Source organism: Parasphingorhabdus sp. (assembly GCF_039977335.1).
Lineage (GTDB): Bacteria > Pseudomonadota > Alphaproteobacteria > Sphingomonadales > Sphingomonadaceae > Parasphingorhabdus.
The window spans coordinates 1,872,749-1,896,825 of sequence record NZ_JBDWDI010000004.1 but is presented as its reverse complement, the minus strand read 5'-3'; the positions used below and the strand labels follow the sequence as shown (position 1 = coordinate 1,896,825).

Sequence of the window (24,077 nt, the reverse complement as noted above, 5' to 3'; positions counted from 1 at the left end):
TTTGGTTTAGGGCCTTGTTGTGCAAAAACTCAAATTGATTTAGCACAGCAGCGGAAATCATATGGATGAATCAGAGCGCCCTCAATTTGGAATAGAACGATTGTTCGTGCTCGCGCTGCTCGCGATCATCTCACTGGCCTTTGCGATGCTGATTGAGCCGTTTTTTGGTGCGATAGTCTGGGGCGTTGTGGTCGCCGTATTATTTCAGCCGGTTTATCAAAAAATATCCGGCTGGCTTTTTCCCCGCGTAAACCTTGCGGCCTTTTTGACGCTGATCCTGGTCATTTTACTCGTGATCGTGCCCGCCATCTTGCTGGGCATGGCCTTGGTGCGCGAGGCAACCAGCGCCTATGAAAGCATACAGGCTGGGGAAATTGATTTTGGGGGCGCCTTCATTGCCTTTCAAAAAAGTCTGCCAACGTGGATGCAAGATGAGATAGCTGCCCTAGGCTATGGTGATTTGGCAACCGTGCGGCCGCAGATTGAAGAGGCGATTGGCAGCAGCCTTGAATTTTTGATCGCGCAAGCGCTTAGCTTTGGTCAGGGAGCGTTTCGATTTCTGCTCGCCCTTGGTGTCATGCTCTATCTGACATTCTTCCTGCTCCGTGACGGCCGCACGTTGGCAGCGCAAATTGAAAATATCGTCCCGCTTTCTGAAAGCAAAAGCGCTATATTGATCGACAAGTTTTTCGTTGTGATTATCGCGACGATCAAAGGCAGCTTTGTTGTCGCTTTGCTGCAGGGAACCATTGGCGGCCTGATCTTCTGGGCTCTGGATATTCGCGGGGCTTTGCTCTGGGCGGTGTCGATGGCGATATTGTCGCTAATCCCGGCCATTGGTACGGGCTTTGTCTGGGTACCAGTTGCGATTTATTTATTGGTCACGGGGTCAATATGGCAAGGCGTAGTTCTCATTCTCGCAGGCATATTTGTAATCAGTTTGGTAGATAATATTGTTCGCCCGATATTGGTCGGGCGGGACACGCGAATGCCAGACTATGTTGTGCTCATCTCGACCTTGGGCGGCCTTCAGCTTTTTGGTTTCAATGGTATTGTGATCGGCCCGCTATTGGCGGCCTTGTTTATCGCGGTTTGGGGTATTTTCGCCGAAATGAACAAAACCGAGAGAGCGCGCATGGCGAGCTTCAGGATCGCAGATGATAAGTCAAAGCCATCGCCATAATATGTTTTACCGGTTCTACGGGAAGAGGTTTATCGGCATCAAAAATGACCGCGCGGTTGCCTTCGAAATGCAATGATTCATCATAAAGCTCTCGCCAGCGGCCCACCAAATCGGTGCCGCAATGAACATATATAGCGCAGTTTTCAGAAGTTTTCGCATTGGCGTCAATGCGGATGGTCGTGCCGGATTTGGTGGCCGACGGGAGATAGGAAGGCTGCCCCCATTTCAAAGTTTCTTCCAATGGGCCAATCCTGTCATCATGCGCCGCGACTTCGAAAACGAGAGACCTCAGCTGTATCAACCGGTCTTGGGCGGCTTTGGCATAAGAATCGAAAACGAGTTGTATTTGTGAAGGTATGTCGGCGTTCATGGTGTCATCCTGCCTGATCCACTGTGCAATATTCACAGCAATCTAACGTTACCGCATAGTGGTTTCTTTGCCAATCCAGAGGAAGTGTCCGCTTTGGGCGCAAAAGCGGACACCAAGTTACAATGAACTATAATTGACGAGACCTGCAACGCTTTAGATTGGCTTTGCAGGTCTCGTAAGGTTTAGGATGAAGACTAGTTATAGAACGATTTGAGCGCCAATCATTAAAATGGATGCCCATGAGATTAGGTAAACTGGCGTTCTCAGGCCGGGAATGCCAAGCGTGTAAACTACGGCGTGGGCGATACGGGCAAAGAAGAATATTTTTGCCCAAGTGCCAACAGATTCAGCAATAGAGGCATCACCGAGTAAGCCTGCCGCAGCGACGACTGCTACAAATGCTGGCATAGTCTCAACCATGTTCAAATGCGCCCGTTTTGCGCGGTCCATCCACAATGGTGTTTCCGGTTCTTCCTTTGGGAAGTTCTCGGGATAGCCGGACAAGAATGTGGGTAAGCCCCAAACGAATAAGCGGCCAACGATATAAGGTGTCCACAAAAGGACGGTGAGGATGCCGCTTAGGGCAAGATAGGTAAATGCAATTTCCATGATGATACTCCTATTGCCAGGCGGGGCGAGCAGATTGCCCGCTCACCCCGTCGCAATTGTTAAAGGTCGGTTGCCGCCGTGTGACGGATGGTTTTCCAGTTGGTCTCGGCCTTAGCGATCGCGCCTTCTGGATCTTTCTGGTAAGCTTTGAAAATGTCTTCACTCAGGAAAACATAGAGTTTGCCATCACGAACATCTGCCCAGCGTGGATCGCCGTCAAACTTTTTGCCGACCGAAACACCAAAGGTACAGAAGCCGCCATTTTGAGGCAGATATCGAGCTGGGTTTGCCTGAAATGCATCGAGGTTAGTCTGGCTAGCGAAATAATATGCAACGCCGTCATGGACAGCTGCAAATTTTGCTGACCCTTCGATCCTGTTACCGGTGTTGATGAATGCGACTGTGTCTACACCGTGCAGAGCAAGAGGAGCTGCTGCTGCGGTTAGGCCGGATGATACATTATATTCGTCAGCTGCCATTGCAGGCGCTGCGACGAAGGTTGCCAATGCGATTGCGGTGGCGAGAGTTACTTTTTTTAACATAGATATTTCCTTTTCATTTAATCATGTTTCGGGGAAATTTGCCCCGGTTATTTTGCAACCAAAATGGTCACGCGAGTTAACGACAAGGAATTTGCCTCAGACGAAATTGTGTGACGGTGTGGGAAGGAAGATATGCCCAGCAGGAGGTGCTGAAAATCTCCGATAATGTTTATCACATGGTCCGTTTGATGATTCGCTCCTTCAATGTCGTTGGAGCGTCTTTCTCTGGAAAGGGACGATGAAGCAATATCTGTGGACTAGTTAGCGACTAATCATCAATCCACTGGGACGATATGCAAAAATGTTATAGCATTTGACGATATATTGTTGGTGCAACACCAAATTTTCCGGCGAAGGCGCGGGTGAATGCTGCCGGTGATTGATAGCCGGTTTGTACGGCCACTTGCTGTACAGAGCAGTTGCTATGGTCCAATATAGAGAGCGCCTTTTGCAGCCGCCAATCCGACAGATAAGACATGGGGCCTTGTCCAACCAGATCACCAAACCGTTCGGCAAAGCGGCTTCGTGACATACCCACTTGCCGTGCGAGAGATTCCACTGTCCATGATCCGGTCGGTTCCCGATGCATCAGTTCCAAAGCCTGTCCAATTTGTGGATCCTGAAAACCTTCTAGCAAAGCGCCAATCTCATCCTGTTCTTCAATCCCTGCGCGCAGCAATTCAATGAACATGATTTCCGACAATCGGCGTACCGAAGCATCTGATCCAACATTGTCCGAGAACATCTGACGATTTATCAATCGCAATATTTCGTCGAGCCATGGGTTTTTAGCACGCATCGATGCTGTGGTTAGCAGATAATCGGGCAGCGATCTTAAAATCGGATGATCTGCATTTTTCCGGAATGTGAAATGGCCGCAGATAAGTTGCGTCGAAGCGGTATCATTGCCTTCCCCCACAACCAACACGCCATCACCATCATATTGAACTGCTTCCAACACATGTTCCAGCGACGGCGCGTCTTCGACTGGACTGTCCGACAATATATGGGTTTGTCCCTTTGGTATCAGGACCAAATCGCCGGGACCAAGTATAACAGCTTCTTCGCTCGGAAGTTTTACATGGCATTGACCTTGAACAACCAGATGAAAGCGCGCGGCGTGCTCCAGCACAGGTACAGTGACCGACCACGATCCCGAAAAATCAGTACGAAAATACAGTGCGCCCTTTAGGTCAAGCGTGTCCAATATGTCATTGAGTATATCCATAACCAAATGATACGATCATACTAACTGTCTCACAATAGGCAATGATCTGCTGATTTCCCCCGACTATGATGCAGATCGTCCAGATCATAGCTCTTTGTCAACGGCCTTAACAAGGCGGACTGCCATCAAGCTGGATTGATCTCTATGTCCGCTTTCGGGATATTGCGGACATCAAAACAGCTAGTGTCCGACCGTTTCTCCGCGCTCCAAGCCGGATAGCGCCAGTTGTTCATCAATTTGCGCCATTAGTCGTTCCAGCCCGTCTTCCGACTTCGCCTCTGCCCGCGCTACCAGCACATCCTGTGTGTTGGACGCCCGAAGCAGCCACCAGCCGTCGTCTGTATTCACGCGCGCGCCATCGGTGTTGTTGACATCGGCACCGCTGGCGGCGAGCCGTTCCAATATTTCCTCAATCACCGTGAATTTGCGGCTTTCATCGACCTGAAAGCGCATTTCCGGTGTGTTGATCATTTCGACCATATCGCTACGCAGCTGCGTTATGCTTTTGCCGATATTGGTCGCGGCCTGAATCAACCGGACGGCGGCGTAAGGCGCATCATCAAAACCGTAATAATCATGCTTGAAAAACACATGGCCGCTCATTTCACCAGCGAGAGGCGAGGAAACTTCCTTCATTTTGGATTTAATCAAACTATGGCCGGTTTTCCACATAAGCGGCTTGCCGCCGAGCGCCGCGATCCGGTCATAGAGCGCCTGTGATGCCTTCACATCCGCGATTATCGTCGCTCCAGGCTCAGATTTCAGAACGTCTTCAGCATAGATTTGCAAAAGCTGATCGCCCCAGATCACGCGGCCTTCGCCATCAATAGCGCCGATCCGGTCGCCATCACCATCAAAAGCCACACCGAAATCGAGCTTCTTCTCAGCGACAAGCGCTTTCAAGTCAGCAAGGTTCTTTTCCTCGGTAGGATCAGGATGATGATTAGGAAAATTACCATCGACATCTGTATAGAGAAGATGATGCTCACCTGGCAGCATGGCGGTGAGTTTTTCGATGACCGGACCCGCTGCGCCATTGCCAGCGTCCCAACCGATTTTCATCTCGCTTCCGGTAAAATTCTGGGTCAATCGAGCGACATATTCATCAATTATATCAATTCGTTCGATGCTTCCGATGGCGTCATCGGCTGGCGTATCCCAATCGCCGCTCGCCGCCATAGCGCCGAGCTTTTGAATATCCGCCCCAAAAAACGGCCGTCCCTGAAATACCATTTTGAAGCCATTATAATTGGCGGGATTATGGCTGCCGGTTATCTCAATGCCGCCCTGCACCTGTTCTAGCACGCATTCCGCATAATAGAGCATCGGTGTCGGGCCCATGCCGATTGAAACGGCATTGATCCCGGCATCGTTCAGCCCTTCGATCAGCGCGTCTTCGAGCATCGGTGAGCTGGTCCGGCCATCATAGCCGGTTGCGACAGCCGCTCCCCCTGCCCGCGCGATCAGCGTGCCGAAGCCGCGGCCAATGGCATAGGCATCATCATTGCCCAGCGTTTCTCCGATGATACCGCGAATATCATATTCCCTCAGGCTAGACGGATCGAACTGATGGGATGTGCGTGCGGTCATGAAATATTTTTCCTTTGGGGATGTTAATTTGGCGCCCAGATGCGATGATAGTGCAATAATATAAAGGCTGTAGCGCAAAAGCTAGTGCTAGTGTCGCACCGGTCGGGCAGCTTAGCGGTGATTGGTGGCCTCCAGTTCTTCCAGTAAAATATCCCGGGCCCGATTAATCTGACGTGCAACCTGCTCGTCTCCGCCACGGTCAGGGTGATGCTCGCTCAGGCGTGCGCGCCATGCAGCATTGATAGCTTCCCGATCGGCTCTATTAGTGACGTCCAGAAGAGACCGCGCCCGGTCCAGTTCGAAATTGCGGGGCTTTCGCTCTTCCAGCTTCTTCAATTTAACTGCACCCAGAAGCTTTGAACCGCTCCACGCAACCGCTGCGACCACAAGTCCGCCTCCCATTATCCAGTTTCCACCGCGTAGCAAGTTCACGCCGAGCAACGCGATAGCAACGGCCATCCAGTCATTGGCGTTCATGGTTTTGGCGCGGCCAGACAGGAATAACGCAGCAATAACAGCAGCGCTGAGGACCAGCATGAAAGTCATGGGTCAGGCGACCAGTTGGGGTTTGCCAAAGCTCGGTCGTTCGCCTTCTGGTTGCGGTAGCGCAAGATGCTTAATCAATTCCCGCAATTCCTGACGTGCAGCAATATGGCTGGTGGCGAGGCGCCCGAGATGTTGCTTGTCCAGCATGGTCAGTCCTGCGGGGAAAAGCTCGCGGTAAATGACCCGTTCGCTCAGCCCCGGGATCACACGAAAGCCGACGCGTTGGGATAATTCGGTAAGAGCCGAGATCACCCGCTGCATATTATGGGCTTCAACATGCTGGGTGCGGTTGCGCAGCACTACCCAGTCAATGGTCGTACCATCGGCCTTGGCGCGGGCTTTGCGGGCTTCCCAGATCAATTCGGCATAAAAGCTGAGTTTGCGTACCTTGAAAGTTTCAGGATCCACTTGTCCAATCAGGTCGAAATCGACAAAACTGTCATTAATTGGCGTCACCAGCGTATTGGCACGGGTGGCGACAAAGCGGGCAAATTTATCATCGCGGCCGGGCGTATCGTAAAGCAGATAATCCACGCCGTGCCCCATCCGCTCGATCAATTGCTCCAGGCGAGCGAGATTGTCTTGTTCAAACACCTCGAAATAGGGTTGCGGAATATCAATATTGAGCCGGTTCATCGTGGCAGCGCGATTTTCGAGATAGCGATAAAGCGTTCGCTGGCGCGGATCGAGATCGATCACTGCAACCTTGTGCCCCTGATAGGCAAGCGCCACAGCAACGTGAACGGCGGTAGTAGACTTGCCGGTTCCGCCTTTTTCATTGGCAAATACGATATGATGCGTTTTGCTATCGGCCATTTGCTTTTGCACCCCTATTTGACGGAAGCCTTGGCTTTGGCCGCGGCTTCCGCAATTCCCGTTAATTGCTCCCGCAATAGATATGCTCTTTTTCAGACACTTATCGTTGCAAGAGTAACCGGCTTTCAGTCCGGGACCACATTTTAAAAAACTGCCGTCCCGAAGGGAGTGCTAACCCAATCGAGGTTTGAATAAAAGTGCCTGTGACAGAAACTTACGAACGCTTTCATTTAGAAGAGTAAATCTTGGACCAGTATGGCCACAAGCTTCCGTCGATCTGCTTCGATGTTCGGAAGGCTGTTCTCGGCAGCCCAAAATCTGTGCGTTGCATGATTTGCGCGTTTATGTTCAACAACCCCCTGCCTGTTCAGATCAATAATCAGAGATGGAGTTTCAATGACGGTCCAAATAAACGGATCTTGCGATCCTCGCTTTGATGCAGTCAAGGCTGCTTTCGAAGCTAACTTCCGCGAACATGGAGATGTCGGCGCTTCGGTTGCGATCACGCTTAACGGTGCTTTTGTTGTTGATCTGTGGGGCGGGCATCTGGACGAAGAACGGACTAAGCCCTGGCAGGAAGACACGCTAGTCAATGTCTGGTCCAGCACAAAAACAATGGCCGCGATGTCGTTGTTGCTGCTTGCCGATAGGGGTGAGGTTGATCTCCATGCACCGGCTGCAAAATATTGGCCCGAATTTTCACAAGGCGGCAAACAGGCTGTCGAAGTCCGTCATTTTCTTAGCCACATGGCAGGTTTGTCTGGCATGAATGAAGCCGTTGAAGGCGATGCGCTGTACGATTGGGAGTGGATGACAAGCGCCCTTGCCCGTCAGGAACCATGGTGGGAACCCGGAACCCAATCCGGTTATCATGCGCTCACGCAAGGGCATCTCATTGGTGAAATCGTTCGAAGGGTAACGGGCCAATCCATTGGCAATTTTTTTCGTCAGGAAATCGCTGAACCAGTGAATGCAGACTTTCATATCGGAGCAGGCGAAGAATTGGATGAACGGATTGGGAATCTCATTCCACCAGAAAACCCGGCTGTTCCTGCCCCAGATTCTATAGCTGGCCGAACCTTCGCCAATCCGGTTGTGGATGCCACGGAACCCAGAAAACGAAAATGGCGCGCGGCGGAAATACCGGCTGCCAATGGCCAGGGCAATGCGCGTAGCATAGTGCGCGCGCAAACAGCGATGGCAAATGGCGGCATAGCATTTGGCAAAACGATCATGTCGGAAGCAGGAACCAAGCGTATTTTCGAAAAGCAGTCGGAAGGTCTCGATCTTGTTTTGGGCGTACCGTTGGTCTTTGGCATGGGTTATGGATTGAATAGTGACCTCGTACCTATCAGCCCGAACCAAAACACCTGCTTTTGGGGCGGCTATGGCGGCTCGTCGGTAATTGTCGATCAGGATGCCCGGCTATGCTTTTCCTATGTGATGAACAAGATGGAAAGCGGGCTGCTGGGCGATCCTCGCGGTTTTGGGCTAGCGGCTGCGATGTATGCTTCGCTTCAAACATAGTCGGGCAAGTCGGCAGCGGTGTTTGGAGATTGCAATTTTCCATGAAATCATATCAGACGGTTGCGCATCGCTGAAACAAATTTTGAAAGATCGCTGATAAAATGAAACGTTATGGGATTATCGGCGCGGGTATGATGGGGCGGGAGCACATCAGCAATATTGCCTTGGTGGATGGAGCAGAATTGGTCGCCTTCGCTGACCTTGATGCGCGTTCGCTTGAGCAATCACTGGCACATGCAACAGCCGAGGGTTTCGGTCCGGAAACCTATAATGATTATATGGATATGATCGCGCAGTCTGCGCTTGATGCGGTGATCATAGCGGCACCAAATCATAAGCATTTTGAAATCATGCAGGACGTCATGCAGCACCCGATTGCCATCCTGCTTGAAAAGCCGATGTGCACAACGGTTGAAGATGCACAGGCTTTGCATGATGCGGCGAAAAATCATTCGCATCTTTTATGGGTTGGTCTCGAATATCGTTACATGCCACCAGTAACCAAATTTATCGAAAGCGTGCATAGCGGGATGACGGGTCCGGTAAAAATGCTGTCGATCAGAGAGCATCGCTTTCCATTTCTTGAAAAAGTTGGCGATTGGAACCGGTTCAGCGAAAATACCGGTGGTACGCTGGTCGAGAAATGCTGTCATTTCTTCGATTTGATGCGGCATATATTGCGCGACGAACCCGTACGAATTTATGCCACAGGGGGGCAGGATGTGAACCATCTCGATGAACGTTATGATGGCAGGCAACCTGACATTCTCGACAATGCCTATGTAGTATTGGATTTTGCCAAAGGGACCCGCGCCGTTCTTGATCTTTGCATGTTTGCTGAGGGTTCGGAGGAACAGGAAGAAATTTATGCGCTGGGCGATCAGGGCAAATTGCAGGTCGGTATACCATCCGCAAATCTGACCTGGTCACCGCGTGACAAGAGCGGGCCGTTTGTTGAACGCGTTGAAACGCCAAGCGATGCATTGCAAGCCGGCGATCATCATGGAGCGACATTTTTCCAACTGACAAAATTTCATACGGCATTGGTCAATGGGGAGGACGCTGAGATTTCAACTTGGGACGGGTTTCGGTCTGTTGAGATTGGCGCGGCGGCTCATCAATCTATAGAAACCGGATTGCCGATGGAATTGACGGCCAGCTCTTCTAACGAAGGAAGGTGAGTGCAAGCGACAATCAAAGAGCCTACTCGATCCGGTAAATGACTGAAGGTGTGAGAATGAAACGACAGCAATGGCAAGATATTGCGTTTCCCAAGATCATTGAGGCGGGCGCGACCGATAGTCTCGCGGAATATTTGGCGAGCGCAAAGCCCGAGCTTGATATCGATCTTGCGAGGACCGGGGCCATATTGTTTCGGGGGTTTCAAGTCCCGACAATTGATGATTTTGATTCAGCCGTTGAGGCTTATGGGGAAGAGAATTTTCCCTATGCAGATTCGCTGTCTAATGCTGTCCGGATAAACCTGACCCCGCGAGTATTCACGGCCAATGAAGCGCCGCCTGAAACCAGTATTTTTCTGCACCATGAAATGGCACAAACGCCAATCTATCCTTCCAAGCTATTCTTTTATTGCAATATTGCTGCGGACGAAGGTGGTGCAACACCGGTTTGCCGATCCGATATTTTGCTGGAGAAAATGGAGACAGAAAACCCTGCACTGGTCGAAGCCTTTGCGGAAAAAGGGGTGCGCTATACTCATAGCATGCCCGCGCAAGATGATGCGCAATCTGGCCAAGGCCGCAGCTGGCGCAGCACATTGGGTGTTGAGGATAAGGATGCGGCAGAAGCTCGTCTCACAGATTTGGGTTATACATGGCAATGGCTGGAGGATGAGGCGCTGCGCGTAACATCTCCTCGACTGGACGCGGTGCGGACGCTTGCCGATGGACGGCGAACCTTTTTCAACCAGCTTATCGCCGCCTATCGCGGTTGGGCAGACGAGCGCAACAAGCCGATCAAATCAATCTGTTTTGGCGATGGCAGTGCCATTGCAGCAGACCAGATGCAGGCGGCTATCGATCTCGCAGACGCGCTCAGCTTTGATTTGCAGTGGCAATCCGGTGATGTGGCGTTGATCGACAATTTCCTGGTGATGCATGGTCGCAGACCGTTTAAGGGCACGCGCAAAGTGCTCGCTTCTTTGATCAAGTAGCCGCCATCCGGTTCCGCGACTTTGCGGACCAAACCCAATAGATGATATTGGCCAGGAATATCGAGAATAGCAGCGTGTAAAAGAGGCTGCTCATGCCGATGCCGGAAGCCAAGCCGAGAGGCGAGAATAGCAAATAAAGACCAACGACACAGGAAAATAATGTCGCCGCCAAAGGCTTGGCAAAGCGCCATGGTGTGAGATCGACTTGAGCGTTGGGCGTAAATTTCCAAGGGGTTTCCCGAGGCCGAACATAGCCGCAAGCAAGCATGATGGCGACTTCGACGACGAACAAGATGGCATATTGATGCAGGAAATGAAGCGTGATTGCCTCATCAAAAACAAAGCGTAACAATCCATATGCTATGACGTGAAAGACAATGACTAGCTTCGCGCCCAGCGCGGGTACGCGTTTGGTGAACAGGCCGACGATTACGATCACGACCGTGGGGATATTATAGAAGCCGGTAAAGATCCGAATTATCTGCCATAGCCCTTGCTCGGCAAAATAGAGCAACGGAGCAACGACGAACGAGAATAGCGCAATTACAATACTGGCAATTTTCGCAACCCGCACCAGTTCCTGATCGCTCGCTTTGCCCTTTTTCCAAGGCTCATAAACGTCCAGGCAGAATAGAGTGGCCGCGCTGTTGAGCAGCGAGTTGAAAGAGCTGAACACTGCACCAAGCAAGACGGCCAAGAAGAAGCCAGCCAGATAGACAGGCATCACATCCTTGATGAGCCGCGGATAGGCTTGATCAATCGAACCGAGCCCCGGACCGTAGAGATGAAAGGCAATGACGCCGGGGATCATCATCATGAAGGGAACAAGCACTTTGAAGAAGCCGGAGAATAGCACGCCCTTCTGTCCCTCTGCCAGTGATGCTGCGCCCAAGGTTCTTTGAATCACATATTGATTGGTGCACCAGTAGAACAGGTTTGCAAATAACATGCCTGTAAACAGCGTGCCAAAGGGCGTTGGATCATCCGCTTTGCCAATGGCATTAAGCTTGTCCGGATGGTCGCTGATCAATTTGGTCAGGCCTTCGCCAAAATTTCCGCTGCCTAGTGCCATCAGGCCGAGCACAGGCACCAATATTCCAATAATCAAAAGGCCAATGCCATTGATAGTATCCGAAACCGCAACCGCCTTCAAACCCCCAAATATGGCGTAAATCGAACCGATCACTCCGATTGCAACGACGGTTATCACCAGCGCTTCAAAATAACCAAGGTTCAGCAATTCCGGTATGTTGAAGAGCTGCATTACAGCTATCGAACCAGAATAAAGCACCGATGGAATGGTTACCAAGCCATAGCCGAGCATGAACAATATTACCGACATCCGCCGGACATCGGCATCAAAACGATCGTTTAGAAATTGAGGTAGGGTCGTAAACGCGCCCGCGAGATAACGCGGCAGGAAAATAAGGGCCATCGCAATGGTCGCGACCGCAGCCGTCACCTCCCACGCCATGCTGCTGAGATTATATCCATAGGCCGAACCGTTAAGGCCGATAAGCTGTTCCGCGGACAAATTGGTTAGCAGCAACGATCCGGCAATAAAAACGCTGCTCAGTCCGCGGCCAGCCAGAAAATAGCCGTCCTTGCTATCAACACCGCCTCGTGTTTTGCGCCATGAAATCCAGGCGACAAGGCCCATGAAAAATATGCAGCTGGCGAGTGTCAGAAAGAGGTTGTCGTCTATCAACGGGATAGCTCCGCGCCTTGATTTCTGAAATAATAGCGTATCATTCTGAGAGGCTTACGATAAATGCACTCGAGAGGATAGCTTGATCAGCGTCAGCCCTTCTTCCGCTCAAACTCGATATGCAGTTCTTCAAGCGAACGGAGCAGGAAATGGGGATGGATAGCAAAATCGTTCTTGCCCTCAGCAAACCACATATCTTCGAACCGGTCGACAACAGCGGTGAAGCCCCAGATCAGCTCCCGTCTCGCGAGCGGCGCACCGAGGCAATGATGCACACCGGAACCAAAGGCGATATGGGAACCTGGCTTTGCGCGATCCAAATCAAGTTTTTCAGGGCATTCGAATTGCCCGTCATCGCGATTGGCCGAAGCGAACCGGACATTGATGAGTGACCCTGCGGGAATTTTTGTACCCTGAATTTCGGTATCGTTCGCAGCAAATCGCATCAGGCTTTGCACCGGCGATTCCAGCCGCAGTACCTCCTCGACAAAAACCTTCATATATTTGTCAGGGTCGCTTTTGAGTTGGTGCCAGACGTCCTTATTCTCAATCAGCAGCTTCATCCCGGCGGATAAAGCATTGGTTGTCGTCTCACTGCCTCCGACAAATGTATCTGCCATCATTTCGGCGTGCAGCTCATTGTCGGTGAGCGGTCGTCCCCATTCTTCGATGACTGTATTGACCAGAGCGCTCAACAGACTGTCATTGGGCTTCTTTCGTAGCTCGTCAAAAATCGGCTGAAAATAATGCTGCCCCTCAATCTCACGATCGACCATTTCCAGTTCTGTTTCTTCATCAAGCATCATCGATATGCGCCGGAAGAATGCATCGGTCCAACCCTTGATTCTCCACATATCTTCGCGCTTTGCACCCATTTGTTCGCCGATAATATATAGCGGCAGCGGGACAGCGAATAGCTTCACCCAGTTGCAGTGACCATCTTCGATAAATCCATCGATCAGTTCAAAAGCAAGTGTCTCGACAAACGGATCCATTTCTTTAATCCGCGCAGGCCGAAAAGCCTCGTTGAACATCGCGCGCATTTGTTTGTGACCTGGATCATCGCGATTTCCCAGCGTCGGTTCCGGAACCCAACCCTTTTCTGCAAAACGAGCTGCAATTTTCTGTTGGCGTTCGATCTTGCCGGTTTTCATCCGATAGGCTGTACCGGCAGCTCCGCTGCGAAAATTCTGCGGGTCCATTAAGATGGCACGGACGTCCTCATATCTTGAAACCACATAGATATCCGTGCCCGGTTGTTTGTACACTGGGGCTTCTTCACGCAATATCCTGTAAGCATCATATGGACATTGCTGTGTCTCAACATCGAGCAGGTTGATCTGCGGATCGCCTTTGGTTGCCATTTTTCTCTCCTGATTGGCTAGCGGACGTGGATGGCGTCTTCACCCCAAGGCGCGATGGTTTTGTCGGTATCTTGAAACGCGGCCGGCAGTTCTTCGACCATTTTCCAGGTCGCAGCGAGCCGCCCAAAACCCACAAAAAAGGCAACGGTCATGCCCAATTCAACGATTTGGGCTTCGCTAAAATGAGTCCGCACGTCGTCATATATCGCATCATCAATCGCCAGGTGATCGGTCGCGAATAGCTCGCCATAGCGAATCGCTATCTTCTCTGCATCCGTAAGGTTTTCTGCTTCCGCCGGTTTCTTCAGTGAACAAACCAGTTCTTCATTCAACCCATCTGCGAGAGCATCGCTATAGCGGATAGCCATACAGGACCGGCATTGATTGAAGAACGCAATGCGCAGCCGCACCAGTTCAACCAGCCTGTCAGGGAGGGAACGGTTCATCTTGAGCGCGCCGCCAAAGCCCATCAGGCCCAAGGCTTGTTCGGGACAATGGGCAAAGAAACGCGTCAATCCCTGTTCAAGGTCCGTTGCTTCTTCCGGTTTGACGGCAGCGACAATGCGCGGATCCCATTTCTCTGGCGGCAGTTTTTCAACGCGACTCATATGCACTTCTCCCAATCCTCTCCAATTTGCCAATGGAGATGGATCAAAGAATGCTCTTTTATGGCGCGGAAACAACTGACGAAATAAACAACTTGGTCAGGAGGAGACAGTGGCGAAAAACGGAGCGCCGTCCATGCAATGCCCGCGTTCACCGGACGACGTCGATTTGTTCGGGCCAGGCGCGCCGGAACGCTGGTATGCGGCTTATGACGTGCTGCATCAGCAAGCTCCGGTCATGTGCCTTCGAGGAGAAGGCCTGACACCAGATAAAGACGCGTTCATCCTTTCCAAACATGAGGATATTTCGCGCGTAGTGAAAGATTGGGAGCGTTTTCCGCCCACTCTTTCCTTGCTGGTCAAACAAATCCAGACGACCGGCGCACTGGCACAGGAAATGCCTGGCCTGGATGCGATGATCATTTCGATTTGTTCACTCAGGCCAACACAGGAGCTTTGGCGTGCGCATAGACAGGAGTTAACGGATCCCTGGGTCGGGCCGGGTGCGGGCCGGCATGAGGATATGATAACAGGCCATGTGGATCATCTCATTGATCGTTGGATCGATGAAGGTGACCTGGACTTTGTCAGACAATTCGCCCGCTCACTGCCGCAGCGAACCATGGCTTCCGTGCTCGGTTTTCCAATGGAAGACATTCCTCAACTCGAAACCTGGGGCAATGCACAGGTCATGGCCTATGTCCACGGATGCGGCCACAATAACAAACTGACCGAAGAACAAACCCGTGAAAAATCCGAACTGCTTGATGGGTTTGGGCATTATGTGCGCCAGAAAACGAAAGAGAAGCGGGCTGATCCGAAGGATGATATGATCTCCTTCCTGACGCAAGTTCACTATGAAGCACTCGACCGGAAGTTGACCGATGATGAAATTAATGGCGTAGTTTATGCCATGCTCATTGGTGGTCTTGAAACCACCCAATATGCGCTTGCTGAACAAGCCCAGCTTATTTGCGAAAGGCCGGGGCTCTTTCAAAAACTGAAACAGGACCGGAGCCTGATCCGTATTTTTATCGAAGAAGGCATGCGACTGCGATCCCCCACGCAGGGCTTGTCGACCCGGATCACGAGCCAGGATGAAATATTTCAAGGGGTGGAAGTGCCCGCAGGATCTTCGCTCCATCTGCGTTGGGCGGCTGCGAATATCGACCCGGATGAATTTGAAGATGCGAAAGAGCTGAAACTGGACCGCAAGGCGGTGACCCGGCATCTCGCTTTTTCTGCAGGCCTGCGTGTTTGTCCGGGGGCTGGACTATCACGGCTGGAACAGACCATTGCCTGGAACCGGTTGCTCGATCGACTGGACGATATTGCATATGGCGAAGACAATGATTTCCTGCACCAACCCGGCATTATGTTGGGCACGCTAAAACTCAATCTGACATTCACAAAAGCATAGGAGCATCGCATGACCACTTTGCTAGCGCACATCAGGATAAAGGCGGATAAACTAGAGAAATTTGAAGCGATCACGCAGGATATGGTCAAGCAAACACTGGAAACTGAAACCGGGGTTACGCGCTATGAATATTGGAAAGGGCAAGAAGATAATTTCTATTATTGCCTGCTATCCTTCGAAGACAAGTGGGCTTTTTATCGGCATCAAATGTCCGACCATCATGAGGGTCATGATTTTGCTGATGTGATTGCCGATATCAAATTGGAATATGTCGATCCGGTCGACGGGGCTGGCGGCGGATTGGTGTCCACGGTCGATCCGGCTTTGACGGATGATATGGCAGAAGAGATGAAAATAGCTCAGGAACGCTATCCCATCGACGTCGCCAGTTGGTGGGCAGGCAGGAGATAGAACGATGTCCGATCAAGTAGCGGTCATCACCGGCGGAGCCGTGGGTATTGGACAGGCCATAGCCCGCGCGGTGGGTGAACGCGGGGGGCGGGTCTATAATATCGACCATGATGCAGCCGGTAACGATGAAACCGACAAACTGGTTGCGAGCACAGGAGCGCGATGTACGAGTTTTGCCGCTAATGCCGGTGATCCGGAAGCCGTGCGTCAGATATTTGAACGGATTTCCTCTGAGACAGATCGTATCGACTTGCTGGTGAATAACAGTGCGATCTGGAATGACAGCTCCCTTACTACCGGAGACTATGGAAGCCAAGTACAGGCTTTTCAGGCCGCTATTGATTCCTGTCTGCACGCCGCCTTCTACAATACTTTGGCCGCGGTTCCGATGCTGGAAAAATCGACGAACCCTGTCGTTATCAATATGAATACCGAGCATATGGATGCGGAACGCCATCTTTCCCATATTGCTGGATCAACCGGCTATGATTGTGCAAAATTCGGATTGTCGCGTCTGACTGAAACGTGGGCAGCCGAACTCAAAGACAAGGGGATCCGGGTCAATGAGCTTTGCTTTGGAGCTGTCGACACACCAATGTTGCGCGCGGTGAATTCCACCTTGGCAGATGCGGGCATGAAACCAGAAGATATTGCCTCTGCCGTGTTCCATATTGTTGACCAAGGTCCAACTGGTGAAACCGGCCATTCGCATTCGTTCGGTTTTAGCGGAACATCGCGAGCGGAAAGCTTGAAGCAGATCGCTGAGATGCAGGTCTAACCGACGTCGATCGACCTGATGTCGATTTCTGGCCCCCACATATTGTAGAAGCCGAACAATCATTGCAGCATAGTTCGCAAGATACTAAGCGTGAAAAACACTGACAATCGAGGCCACATGCAAATCATAAGAAAGATTGACCCGCTTCGTGATGCTCTGGGCAAATTGCGACAAGAGAAATCCAATCTGGGTTTGGTGCCGACAATGGGCGCGCTTCATGCGGGGCATATGCATTTGGTTGAAACCGCAATGGCTCAGTGCGATGCTGTGGTTGTATCGATTTTCGTCAATCCGACGCAATTTGGGGAAGGAGAAGATTTAGACGCTTATCCCCGTCAAGAAGCTGCCGATGCGGCGCTTTTGGAAGCGGCTGGTGTAGATCTGATCTGGGCACCGACCGTTGATCAGGTATATCCTGATGGTTTTGCGACCAATGTCAGTGTCAGCGGGGTTAGCACTGGGTTATGCGGCGGTTCACGGCCCGGCCATTTTGATGGTGTTGCAACCGTGGTAGCCAAATTATTCAATCAGATTCGACCGGATGCTGCTTTTTTTGGTGAGAAAGATTATCAGCAACTGGCAGTTATAAGGCGGATGGCGCGTGATCTTGATTTTACGCATGATATTGTCGGCGTTCCGACAGTTCGCGATGCGGATGGTGTCGCGCTGTCTTCTCGTAACGCTTATTTGACGCCTGAACAGCGCGGTCAGGCGGTTGCGTTGCCCGACACGATGCGCGATGCCGCTGAGGCCATAGGAAAGGGCGGCGATATTGCTTCTATTTTGAGTGATGCGAACGAAAAATTGCTCGCATCCGGTTTTCATGAAGTTGACTATTTCGAGCTTAGAAATGCCGAAACGCTTGAAAATATTACTATTTTTGAAGAACCAGCGAGACTTTTGGCTGCAGCGCATATCGGCAGTACCAGATTGATTGATAATATCGCTGTGACTTAGGGTGGGCGCGGGATACGTTAACCTTGCAAAAACATGTAAAATGTGGGTTTTTCGACATTCTTGACGTCCAATCGGCAAGTTTTTGCTGATCTTGTTAACCATTCTTTTAAGAAATTGCTGTGAAAGTCCACCTGTCGCCAAATGAGGCGCAACAGGAACAGGGACTTGAAGACTATGGGCAACAGCATGAAAAGCGCAGCCTTTTTAATAGAAAGCCGGCTCGCAGAAGCGGCACGGGGCAGCAGCAATGCTTATTTTGATCTCGGCGTGATTTACTCGACCGGTTCAGAGGGTGTGGACGTTGATCTGATCGAAGCACATAAATGGTTCAATCTGGCATCGCTCTCCGGCCATGATGAAAGCAAAGTTTGCCGTGCAGAAATTTCGCTGGAAATGACTGCTCGTGAAATTGCTGAAGCACAGCGTGAAGCACGTGGCTGGCTGCAGGAAACATCACGCCGCGCAGCCTAAAGGCCTAACCGGACTTTTTGAACGGCCCCATTTCGGCCAGAAATTCGATATCGGCGGCAACCGCTCGCCGCTCGCGCTCCAGATAGTCAGCTATGGCCGACCGGAAGCCCGGATCCGCAATATAGTGAGCTGACCATGTCGCCACGGGTTGATAGCCCCTCGCCAGTTTATGACTGCCCTGTGCGCCCGCTTCGACATATTTCAGGCGACGTGCAATTGCGGCATCAATGGCCTGATAATAGCAAATCTCGAAATGTAGAAACGGCACGTCGCGGCTACAGCCCCAATAGCGACCGTATAAGGTCTCTTCGCCAATCACATTGAGCGCTCCTGCAATCGGGATACCGTCCTGAAGCGCCAAGATCAGCAAGAGCTTTTTACCCATTTTCTCATGCAAGAGATCAAATGCGGTACGAGTCAGATAGGGCGTTCCCCATTTTCGCGCGCCGGTATCCTGATAAAATTCCCAAAAATAGTCCCAATATTCGCCGGTAATGGCATCGCCGGAAACATGAATGATTTCCGCTGCTTCCTGTGCTTTTCGGCGCTCTTTCTTAATCGCCTTACGTTTGCGGGAAGACAAAGCGGCTAGAAAACTGTCAAAGTTAGCATAGTTGTCATTGCGCCAATGGAATTGACTATCGGAACGGATCATCCATCCGGCATCACGGAAATGATCCAATTGATCTTCCGCAACAAAAGTTGCGTGCACCGATGATATCCCATTATTGGCCGCTAGTTGTTCGGCGGCACGCAATATCGGAACAGCCATGGCTTGATCCCGCAGCAACAGGCGTGGACCCGGCACTGGTGAGAAGGGTGCAGCAATCTGGATTTTCGGATAATATTGGCCGCCAGCATTTTCAAAGGCATGAGCCCACTGCTGGTCAAAAATATATTCGCCTTGGCTATGAGATTTTAAATAGCTTGGTAGGCAAGCCGCAATTTTACCGGCTTCATCCTCGATGATGATCGGCAGGGACTTCCATCCTGTACCCGGTCCCACGCTGCCTGATTCTTCCATGGCGGAGAGAAAAGCATGGGATACAAATGGATTGGCTCTACCGGTGCAGGCATCCCACTCAGCGGCTGGCAAGCTGGCAATATCATCCGCCACGCGAGCGATAATGCCGGTTGGATTGTCGGTTGGTGGCGGAGGGGAATCAGACATGCGCAGATACGCTATCAGGTATGTGGCATCTCATAAACCGGTTCATCTGCATGAATCGCTGCAATTTTTTCCTGTTCCGCTGTGCGAACGGTCCATGTGACGATGGGCAAACCCCTCGCACGGTTAGATGCGGCGAATGTAGAAGGAAAATCGCGAACATCATAAGCTAGGAAATCCGGCTTTGCTGTCCATAAACTCTGATGGCGTGCAATCCGCCCTTTGAGATTCTTGCTATCTTCTTCAGTCACTACCAATCCACGGACTATGTGAGCAGCATTTTTGCGAAACCAGGCAGATACCAAGGGGTTGAAAGACATGATAGCGGCTTTGCCGGTATAACCTTCCAATGCCCGACGTACCGAGAGGCAAAGCGGACCCACCCGCATATCGTTCGATTTAATCTCAATGAGTATCGGTACTTGTCCGGCTACTCGCGCCAATATGGCGCGCAACCGTGGGATTTTGCCATGACCATCGTTCAGGTCTATTTGGTCAAGGTCACTGGCGCGCATATTGGCCAGCTGTCCTTGTTGTCCCGTCAATCGATCCAGTTCAAAATCGTGGAAGACAAAAGCTGTACCATCCTCGGCGGCTTGCACATCGCATTCAATGCCGTGGTCGCGCTTTATCGCACCATCAAAGGCGGCCGGACTATTTTCCAGAACACCCCCATTTTGTGAAGGGCCATGTAGCCCCCTATGAGCATAGGGTTGGCCTTTCAGAAACGCGACGCGCGCCGGTTCCGGCGCCGGTGCCAGTAGTGCATCAAGCTGGCTTGATAGCGACAATAGCGTCCACCTCTACCGCAACACCTAGAGGAAGCGCTGCCACTCCAACGGCGCTGCGAGCATGTTGCCCGGCGGCACCAAAAATGACTTCCATCATGTCAGAGCAGCCGTTGGCCACTTTCGGATGATCGGTATAATCAGGGGTGCTGTTGACGAACACGCCCAGTTTGACGATCCGGTCGACGCGGTCGAGCGAACCTAGCGCTAGCTTTATTTGTGCGGCAATCATCAGGGCACAGGCTTTGGCGGCTTGCTGCCCTTCTTCCAAGGACATACCGTCTCCCAATCGGCCGGTAATCAGCTTGCCGTCAGCCATCGACACCTGTCCGCTGATGTGCAGCAGGCCGTTTATTTCGACGGCCGGGACGTAGGAGGCAACTGGCGCAGCGGCTTTGGGGAGCTCTATGCCTTTGTCGTTCAATGCTTTTTCGATATTATCTGTCATGGTGCTGAATCAATCATGTCTTGGCAAACTGGTCAAGCTCTTCTGGCGGCAAATCTATGGACGGTGCGGCTTTGCCTGATTCAAACTTATCGATGATCCAGCTAAGCGCATCAGGCCAAAGGTCGATGCGGTCATGGGCTGCGGGGTTGGTCTTGATATGTTTGGTCAATATCGGTTCACCAACCATTTGTAGTCGCCAAACGTCCGGTGCATATTTGGCCACACTGCCATGTTGGTGCCCGAGATCATCAACAAAAACGGTTACGCTGGGATTATGGTCAGCGACTATTTTAGCCAGTGGCTCACCCTTCCCGCCCTGATTGCAATAGACCGGAAAATCAATACCAACCGCGCGCAACTGCTCAGCACGGGCTTCCCGGCGATCATCGAGTAAGTTGGTGAGGATCACGACATCGGCCGTTTCCGCGAGCTTGTTTATCGCTTCAACGGCGCCATCAATCGCACCTTGCCGGTACATTTCACCGTCAAAAAATTCCTTGAGCATCGGCCAAACGGCATCCTGAGGGACCAATGTCCCATCATGTTTGTGGCGAAGCGCATCTACAAAACTGCCGGATTCAAGGTCGAAATGGATATGTTTGTCAGCGTCTAGCCATTCACGAAACGGGACGACCATATGCAGCAATACTTCGTCGCAGTCGCTTATTAGAAGCGGCTTCTGGCTCATGTAAAATCTCCGGGATTATTCAGATATTGGGCGGCAGCGGCCAGTTTTTCAGGTGGAACACCTATGGATTCAGCACAAGCGATCAGATCCGGCTCATGATTGGCAAGGAAACCCAAAAGCGAAGAAAGCATCGCTGGATCTTCCAGACCCGAGCGCAATTCTCTGGGGTCCAGCCCGGTCAAGGCCAGCAATCTTTGGGCGCGATCCTCGTCCTGCAAGACCCAACCGAGGGCCTGCAGCGCCAATATTTCGGTTTCTGCGGAGATATTGCTGTTTGTTTCCATTTCGGCTTTCGCCTAAAGGGTTAACTGGGCGTTTGGAAGGGGCAAGTCGCACAGTGGCCAAAAGAGTTTTAGTGGTAGAGGATAACGAGCTGAACCTGAAACTGTTCTGCGACCTGCTGCGCGCGCACGGCTTTGTCGTCGAACCGGTAAAAGATGGCCGCGAAGTACTCGACAAAGCGCGGAGTTTCGTACCCAATCTGGTGATTATGGATATCCAGCTGCCCCATATCAGCGGCCTTGACCTGATCGAGCAGATAAAAAAGGATGTTCAACTAAAAATCATCCCGATCATGGCGGTGACCGCCTATGCGGGCAAGGGCGATGAAGACCGGATTTTGAGCGCCGGGGCAGAGGCTTATGTCTCAAAGCCCATATCGGTGGCGAAATTTATCGAATCGGTGCAGGGCGTCCTGCAACGCTAATCGCGATTCAGATCTTCAAATTGTCGGCAAAAAAAGCGCTTACTTGATTTTCGCTTCTTTGAATTCGACATGCTTGCGCACAACCGGATCATATTTGCGCTGCACCATTTTTTCGGTGAGATTACGCGGGTTTTTACGTGTTACGTAGAAAAAGCCGGTATCCGCCGTGCTGACGAGTTTGATTTTTACATTGGCTGGTTTCGCCATGGCGCATTCCTTAAAAAGCAATTTTCTGAAAAAGCGGCTTGTCCAAAAACTCGATGCAAACCGCTGTAATTGAGCGCGCTAATGCTGAAAGCGGCGGCGATTGTCAAGAAAAAGCCGTTTTCGTTCAGCGGGAAATTGTTTGCGTATCATTTACTGCCCTTTAACCATATTTTTGCATGGTCGGCCGGTTAATGAGACCGGTAATTGAGGCGGGCCAAATGGATCATGATCAAAATCTACTCGTTCAGGCTGAAATGCTGACCTTACTGGAGGGCATGCCATCATCTTTGGTGGAAAAGCATCCTGTACAGTTTCTGATGCATCTCGACCAGATACGGCAAAAAGCGGCGCAGCATCATCTGACTGCCTTGCATGATCTAAGCTGCGCCTGTGAATCGGCCCTGCAACAAGCGTTGCAAAGTGGCAAAGGCGTGGTTGTGGCAGACTCTTATCTTGCGGCCATGCAAGAGGCCCTGAAGTGCGGGCCCGTAAATGGCGCCATGTCTGAAGCTCTTATGGCCAATGTGGCCTTGCGGTTGGGCGGACAGCCTTAACGGCCTATCTAGTGGATGCATTCCTCACTTCCCTATTTGCTCTGCTCCTAGCCGAAATTGGAGACCGGCCACAGATATTATGTGCGGCCCTCGCCATTCGCTATGGCCGCGTAGCCCCCATAATCTGGGGTTTGGCGCTAGCGACTTTGTTGAATTGCTTGATTTCTGCCATTGGCGGATCCGTGGTAAATCAGTGGATTAGCGAGGAGCCATTGCGGCTCTTCTATGCACTTTCCTTAATGTTTGCGGGAATCGGTATGGTGGCGTGGCGACGACCGGTGGATTTGCTTGAAAAGTGGATATTGGGTCCATTTTGGACATCTTTTCTGGGTCTTTTCATTCTGCAATTTGGAGATAAAGGGCAATTCATCCTGGCAGCGACGGCAGCGCGTACGGATGCCTGGGCTTTTGCGGCTGCAGGAGGGTGGATCGGTGTGATGCTGGCCTGTGTTCCCGCATTGATTTTTCAGGAAAAACTAGCGCAGATGTTACCGATCAAAGCTATGCGTTACATCGGTGGCGCGATATTTTTGGTCATTGGTACCGTGATGGCGTTGAGCGCATGGGGCATTATCTAAAAATCACGTAATCGATCATTTTATAAATTAAACATTGATAAAAGCGATTATATTGAGCCATGTTTTGCGTTGGCTCGATTTGGTTGGGCTTCCTATATGAATCCCATAACGAAGTTAAATCGATGGAGATTGATATGGCAACAGGTGACAATGCAAGAAAAGCTTTGGCCGATTCCTTAAATGCTGTTTTGGCTGACAGTTTTGCGCTCTATTTTAAAACCAAAAACTTCCACTGGCATGTATCCGGTCCGCATTTTCGGGACTATCATCTCATGTTTGATGAGCAAGCCACGCAGATTTTGATGACGACCGATGCGATTGCCGAGCGCGTTCGTAAAAATGGGCAGCGGACCCTGACATCAATTGGCGATATATCGAAGCGGCAGAATATTGCCGACAATGATGCCGAAAAATTGTCCGCCGATGCTATGCTCAAGGAACTTCGTCAGGACAATTTGACGTTGGTTGAGAACTTGCGGGCGGCTAAGGAGTTGGCCGGCGAGGCTGGTGACAATGCAACAGATGGCATCATCGACGATTGGACCGATCAAGCAGAACAGCGCGCCTGGTTTCTTTTGGAAAGTGCGCAAAACGCCTGATCCAGACTCGCGGAAAAGGAAAAGGGGTCGTCGGATGTCTGTT

At 51.3% G+C, this 24,077-nt stretch carries 29 protein-coding genes; 13 read left to right on the top strand and 16 right to left on the bottom strand.

Features of this window, described 5'->3' with window-relative positions; genetic code table 11:
* Positions 1 to 61 precede the first annotated feature (61 nt).
* Entirely contained in the window at positions 62 to 1,183 is a 1,122-nt protein-coding gene (locus tag ABJM21_RS16415) for an AI-2E family transporter (protein WP_348301994.1), read from the top strand.
* On the opposite strand, the gene ABJM21_RS16410 is transcribed toward ABJM21_RS16415, so the two are convergent.
* The 7 genes from ABJM21_RS16410 to ABJM21_RS16380 all read right to left on the bottom strand — a co-directional run bounded on the left by ABJM21_RS16410 (position 1,146) and on the right by ABJM21_RS16380 (position 6,884).
* Positions 1,146 to 1,553: a DUF1801 domain-containing protein gene (locus ABJM21_RS16410; protein WP_348301993.1), complete on the bottom strand. Its 408-nt coding sequence runs from the start codon at positions 1,551 to 1,553 to the stop codon at positions 1,146 to 1,148. The two genes, ABJM21_RS16415 and ABJM21_RS16410, sit on opposite strands and share 38 nt — an antisense overlap.
* A gap of 198 nt (positions 1,554 to 1,751) precedes the next feature.
* Positions 1,752 to 2,162, bottom strand: a complete 411-nt coding sequence (locus ABJM21_RS16405; protein WP_348301992.1) for an MAPEG family protein — start codon at positions 2,160 to 2,162, stop codon at positions 1,752 to 1,754.
* A gap of 59 nt (positions 2,163 to 2,221) precedes the next feature.
* Complete coding sequence (locus tag ABJM21_RS16400) at positions 2,222 to 2,704, bottom strand: YHS domain-containing (seleno)protein (RefSeq protein WP_348301991.1); 483 nt, start codon at positions 2,702 to 2,704, stop codon at positions 2,222 to 2,224.
* 304 nt (positions 2,705 to 3,008) lie between these two features.
* Positions 3,009 to 3,932 carry an AraC family transcriptional regulator gene (locus ABJM21_RS16395; protein ID WP_348301990.1) on the bottom strand — a complete coding sequence of 308 codons (924 nt, stop codon included), beginning with the start codon at positions 3,930 to 3,932 and terminating at the stop codon, positions 3,009 to 3,011.
* A gap of 180 nt (positions 3,933 to 4,112) precedes the next feature.
* On the bottom strand, positions 4,113 to 5,522 hold the full coding sequence (locus ABJM21_RS16390; protein ID WP_348301989.1) for a phosphomannomutase/phosphoglucomutase: 1,410 nt from the start codon (positions 5,520 to 5,522) through the stop codon (positions 4,113 to 4,115).
* A gap of 111 nt (positions 5,523 to 5,633) precedes the next feature.
* On the bottom strand, positions 5,634 to 6,068 hold the full coding sequence (locus ABJM21_RS16385; protein ID WP_348301988.1) for a J domain-containing protein: 435 nt from the start codon (positions 6,066 to 6,068) through the stop codon (positions 5,634 to 5,636).
* Between the two features lie 3 nt (positions 6,069 to 6,071).
* Complete coding sequence (locus ABJM21_RS16380) at positions 6,072 to 6,884, bottom strand: division plane positioning ATPase MipZ (protein ID WP_348301987.1); 813 nt, start codon at positions 6,882 to 6,884, stop codon at positions 6,072 to 6,074.
* Positions 6,885 to 7,280: 396 nt separating this feature from the next.
* On the opposite strand from ABJM21_RS16380, the gene ABJM21_RS16375 reads away from it, so the two are divergent.
* From ABJM21_RS16375 to ABJM21_RS16365, 3 genes are all read left to right on the top strand, one after another.
* Complete coding sequence (locus ABJM21_RS16375; RefSeq protein WP_348301986.1) at positions 7,281 to 8,411, top strand: serine hydrolase domain-containing protein; 1,131 nt, start codon at positions 7,281 to 7,283, stop codon at positions 8,409 to 8,411.
* A gap of 101 nt (positions 8,412 to 8,512) precedes the next feature.
* Positions 8,513 to 9,592, top strand: a complete 1,080-nt coding sequence (locus ABJM21_RS16370) for a Gfo/Idh/MocA family oxidoreductase (RefSeq protein WP_348301985.1) — start codon at positions 8,513 to 8,515, stop codon at positions 9,590 to 9,592.
* Positions 9,593 to 9,648: 56 nt separating this feature from the next.
* Positions 9,649 to 10,584, top strand: a complete 936-nt coding sequence (locus ABJM21_RS16365; RefSeq protein WP_348301984.1) for a TauD/TfdA family dioxygenase — start codon at positions 9,649 to 9,651, stop codon at positions 10,582 to 10,584.
* Here ABJM21_RS16365 and ABJM21_RS16360 read toward each other — a convergent pair.
* The 3 genes from ABJM21_RS16360 to ABJM21_RS16350 form a co-directional block, all read right to left on the bottom strand.
* Positions 10,577 to 12,292, bottom strand: a complete 1,716-nt coding sequence (locus ABJM21_RS16360) for a solute:sodium symporter family transporter (protein ID WP_348301983.1) — start codon at positions 12,290 to 12,292, stop codon at positions 10,577 to 10,579. The two genes, ABJM21_RS16365 and ABJM21_RS16360, sit on opposite strands and share 8 nt — an antisense overlap.
* A gap of 92 nt (positions 12,293 to 12,384) precedes the next feature.
* Complete coding sequence (locus tag ABJM21_RS16355; protein WP_348301982.1) at positions 12,385 to 13,656, bottom strand: cytochrome P450; 1,272 nt, start codon at positions 13,654 to 13,656, stop codon at positions 12,385 to 12,387.
* Positions 13,657 to 13,673: 17 nt separating this feature from the next.
* A complete protein-coding gene (locus tag ABJM21_RS16350) occupies positions 13,674 to 14,264 on the bottom strand; it encodes a carboxymuconolactone decarboxylase family protein (RefSeq protein ID WP_348301981.1) in 591 nt (196 codons plus the stop codon).
* A gap of 109 nt (positions 14,265 to 14,373) precedes the next feature.
* Between ABJM21_RS16350 and ABJM21_RS16345 the strand changes: the two genes are divergently transcribed.
* From ABJM21_RS16345 to ABJM21_RS16325, 5 genes are all read left to right on the top strand, one after another.
* The gene (locus tag ABJM21_RS16345) at positions 14,374 to 15,681 is read left to right on the top strand and encodes a cytochrome P450 (RefSeq protein WP_348301980.1); all 1,308 of its coding nucleotides are present in this window, start codon (positions 14,374 to 14,376) and stop codon (positions 15,679 to 15,681) included.
* A gap of 9 nt (positions 15,682 to 15,690) precedes the next feature.
* Complete coding sequence (locus ABJM21_RS16340; protein WP_348301979.1) at positions 15,691 to 16,092, top strand: antibiotic biosynthesis monooxygenase family protein; 402 nt, start codon at positions 15,691 to 15,693, stop codon at positions 16,090 to 16,092.
* A 4-nt stretch (positions 16,093 to 16,096) separates the two neighbouring features.
* Complete coding sequence (locus ABJM21_RS16335; RefSeq protein WP_348301978.1) at positions 16,097 to 16,870, top strand: SDR family oxidoreductase; 774 nt, start codon at positions 16,097 to 16,099, stop codon at positions 16,868 to 16,870.
* 117 nt (positions 16,871 to 16,987) lie between these two features.
* The gene (gene panC / locus ABJM21_RS16330) at positions 16,988 to 17,827 is read left to right on the top strand and encodes a pantoate--beta-alanine ligase (protein WP_348301977.1); all 840 of its coding nucleotides are present in this window, start codon (positions 16,988 to 16,990) and stop codon (positions 17,825 to 17,827) included.
* Between the two features lie 174 nt (positions 17,828 to 18,001).
* Positions 18,002 to 18,298: an SEL1-like repeat protein gene (locus tag ABJM21_RS16325; RefSeq protein ID WP_348302082.1), complete on the top strand. Its 297-nt coding sequence runs from the start codon at positions 18,002 to 18,004 to the stop codon at positions 18,296 to 18,298.
* A gap of 4 nt (positions 18,299 to 18,302) precedes the next feature.
* On the opposite strand, the gene ABJM21_RS16320 is transcribed toward ABJM21_RS16325, so the two are convergent.
* From ABJM21_RS16320 to ABJM21_RS16300, 5 genes are read right to left on the bottom strand one after another with little or no spacing between them, the layout of a single operon-like run.
* Positions 18,303 to 19,469, bottom strand: a complete 1,167-nt coding sequence (locus ABJM21_RS16320; RefSeq protein WP_348301976.1) for a GNAT family N-acetyltransferase — start codon at positions 19,467 to 19,469, stop codon at positions 18,303 to 18,305.
* Between the two features lie 14 nt (positions 19,470 to 19,483).
* On the bottom strand, positions 19,484 to 20,257 hold the full coding sequence (locus tag ABJM21_RS16315; RefSeq protein WP_348301975.1) for a glycerophosphodiester phosphodiesterase family protein: 774 nt from the start codon (positions 20,255 to 20,257) through the stop codon (positions 19,484 to 19,486).
* Complete coding sequence (locus ABJM21_RS16310; protein WP_348301974.1) at positions 20,235 to 20,702, bottom strand: RidA family protein; 468 nt, start codon at positions 20,700 to 20,702, stop codon at positions 20,235 to 20,237. The genes ABJM21_RS16315 and ABJM21_RS16310 overlap by 23 nt, the downstream gene beginning before the upstream one ends.
* A gap of 13 nt (positions 20,703 to 20,715) precedes the next feature.
* Entirely contained in the window at positions 20,716 to 21,390 is a 675-nt protein-coding gene (locus tag ABJM21_RS16305; RefSeq protein WP_348301973.1) for an HAD family hydrolase, read from the bottom strand.
* Positions 21,387 to 21,674 carry a DUF3572 domain-containing protein gene (locus ABJM21_RS16300; RefSeq protein WP_348301972.1) on the bottom strand — a complete coding sequence of 96 codons (288 nt, stop codon included), beginning with the start codon at positions 21,672 to 21,674 and terminating at the stop codon, positions 21,387 to 21,389. Before ABJM21_RS16300 ends, ABJM21_RS16305 begins: the two co-directional genes overlap by 4 nt.
* Positions 21,675 to 21,727: 53 nt before the next feature.
* Between ABJM21_RS16300 and ABJM21_RS16295 the strand changes: the two genes are divergently transcribed.
* Positions 21,728 to 22,096, top strand: coding sequence for a response regulator (locus ABJM21_RS16295; protein ID WP_348301971.1), 369 nt, complete (start codon positions 21,728 to 21,730; stop codon positions 22,094 to 22,096).
* A 39-nt stretch (positions 22,097 to 22,135) separates the two neighbouring features.
* On the opposite strand, the gene rpmG is transcribed toward ABJM21_RS16295, so the two are convergent.
* Positions 22,136 to 22,303, bottom strand: a complete 168-nt coding sequence (rpmG, locus tag ABJM21_RS16290; RefSeq protein WP_066741431.1) for a 50S ribosomal protein L33 — start codon at positions 22,301 to 22,303, stop codon at positions 22,136 to 22,138.
* A gap of 218 nt (positions 22,304 to 22,521) precedes the next feature.
* Here rpmG and ABJM21_RS16285 point away from each other — a divergent pair, with 218 nt between their 5' ends.
* The 3 genes from ABJM21_RS16285 to ABJM21_RS16275 all read left to right on the top strand — a co-directional run bounded on the left by ABJM21_RS16285 (position 22,522) and on the right by ABJM21_RS16275 (position 24,034).
* Positions 22,522 to 22,857 carry a hypothetical protein gene (locus ABJM21_RS16285; RefSeq protein WP_348301970.1) on the top strand — a complete coding sequence of 112 codons (336 nt, stop codon included), beginning with the start codon at positions 22,522 to 22,524 and terminating at the stop codon, positions 22,855 to 22,857.
* An 11-nt stretch (positions 22,858 to 22,868) separates the two neighbouring features.
* The gene (locus tag ABJM21_RS16280) at positions 22,869 to 23,435 is read left to right on the top strand and encodes a TMEM165/GDT1 family protein (protein ID WP_348301969.1); all 567 of its coding nucleotides are present in this window, start codon (positions 22,869 to 22,871) and stop codon (positions 23,433 to 23,435) included.
* 134 nt (positions 23,436 to 23,569) lie between these two features.
* Positions 23,570 to 24,034, top strand: a complete 465-nt coding sequence (locus ABJM21_RS16275) for a DNA starvation/stationary phase protection protein (RefSeq protein WP_348301968.1) — start codon at positions 23,570 to 23,572, stop codon at positions 24,032 to 24,034.
* Positions 24,035 to 24,077 lie beyond the last annotated feature (43 nt).

What these genes read in the sequence shown, in the direction of transcription:
- ABJM21_RS16415 (WP_348301994.1), top strand. Translation starts at nt 62, where the DNA reads ATGGATGAATCAGAGCGCCCTCAATTTGGAATAGAACGATTGTTCGTG.
- ABJM21_RS16410 (WP_348301993.1), bottom strand. Translation starts at nt 1,553, where the DNA reads ATGAACGCCGACATACCTTCACAAATACAACTCGTTTTCGATTCTTAT.
- ABJM21_RS16405 (WP_348301992.1), bottom strand. Translation starts at nt 2,162, where the DNA reads ATGGAAATTGCATTTACCTATCTTGCCCTAAGCGGCATCCTCACCGTC.
- ABJM21_RS16400 (WP_348301991.1), bottom strand. Translation starts at nt 2,704, where the DNA reads ATGTTAAAAAAAGTAACTCTCGCCACCGCAATCGCATTGGCAACCTTC.
- ABJM21_RS16395 (WP_348301990.1), bottom strand. Translation starts at nt 3,932, where the DNA reads ATGGATATACTCAATGACATATTGGACACGCTTGACCTAAAGGGCGCA.
- ABJM21_RS16390 (WP_348301989.1), bottom strand. Translation starts at nt 5,522, where the DNA reads ATGACCGCACGCACATCCCATCAGTTCGATCCGTCTAGCCTGAGGGAA.
- ABJM21_RS16385 (WP_348301988.1), bottom strand. Translation starts at nt 6,068, where the DNA reads ATGACTTTCATGCTGGTCCTCAGCGCTGCTGTTATTGCTGCGTTATTC.
- ABJM21_RS16380 (WP_348301987.1), bottom strand. Translation starts at nt 6,884, where the DNA reads ATGGCCGATAGCAAAACGCATCATATCGTATTTGCCAATGAAAAAGGC.
- ABJM21_RS16375 (WP_348301986.1), top strand. Translation starts at nt 7,281, where the DNA reads ATGACGGTCCAAATAAACGGATCTTGCGATCCTCGCTTTGATGCAGTC.
- ABJM21_RS16370 (WP_348301985.1), top strand. Translation starts at nt 8,513, where the DNA reads ATGAAACGTTATGGGATTATCGGCGCGGGTATGATGGGGCGGGAGCAC.
- ABJM21_RS16365 (WP_348301984.1), top strand. Translation starts at nt 9,649, where the DNA reads ATGAAACGACAGCAATGGCAAGATATTGCGTTTCCCAAGATCATTGAG.
- ABJM21_RS16355 (WP_348301982.1), bottom strand. Translation starts at nt 13,656, where the DNA reads ATGGCAACCAAAGGCGATCCGCAGATCAACCTGCTCGATGTTGAGACA.
- ABJM21_RS16350 (WP_348301981.1), bottom strand. Translation starts at nt 14,264, where the DNA reads ATGAGTCGCGTTGAAAAACTGCCGCCAGAGAAATGGGATCCGCGCATT.
- ABJM21_RS16340 (WP_348301979.1), top strand. Translation starts at nt 15,691, where the DNA reads ATGACCACTTTGCTAGCGCACATCAGGATAAAGGCGGATAAACTAGAG.
- ABJM21_RS16335 (WP_348301978.1), top strand. Translation starts at nt 16,097, where the DNA reads ATGTCCGATCAAGTAGCGGTCATCACCGGCGGAGCCGTGGGTATTGGA.
- panC (WP_348301977.1), top strand. Translation starts at nt 16,988, where the DNA reads ATGCAAATCATAAGAAAGATTGACCCGCTTCGTGATGCTCTGGGCAAA.
- ABJM21_RS16325 (WP_348302082.1), top strand. Translation starts at nt 18,002, where the DNA reads ATGGGCAACAGCATGAAAAGCGCAGCCTTTTTAATAGAAAGCCGGCTC.
- ABJM21_RS16320 (WP_348301976.1), bottom strand. Translation starts at nt 19,469, where the DNA reads ATGTCTGATTCCCCTCCGCCACCAACCGACAATCCAACCGGCATTATC.
- ABJM21_RS16310 (WP_348301974.1), bottom strand. Translation starts at nt 20,702, where the DNA reads ATGACAGATAATATCGAAAAAGCATTGAACGACAAAGGCATAGAGCTC.
- ABJM21_RS16305 (WP_348301973.1), bottom strand. Translation starts at nt 21,390, where the DNA reads ATGAGCCAGAAGCCGCTTCTAATAAGCGACTGCGACGAAGTATTGCTG.
- ABJM21_RS16300 (WP_348301972.1), bottom strand. Translation starts at nt 21,674, where the DNA reads ATGGAAACAAACAGCAATATCTCCGCAGAAACCGAAATATTGGCGCTG.
- rpmG (WP_066741431.1), bottom strand. Translation starts at nt 22,303, where the DNA reads ATGGCGAAACCAGCCAATGTAAAAATCAAACTCGTCAGCACGGCGGAT.
- ABJM21_RS16285 (WP_348301970.1), top strand. Translation starts at nt 22,522, where the DNA reads ATGGATCATGATCAAAATCTACTCGTTCAGGCTGAAATGCTGACCTTA.
- ABJM21_RS16275 (WP_348301968.1), top strand. Translation starts at nt 23,570, where the DNA reads ATGGCAACAGGTGACAATGCAAGAAAAGCTTTGGCCGATTCCTTAAAT.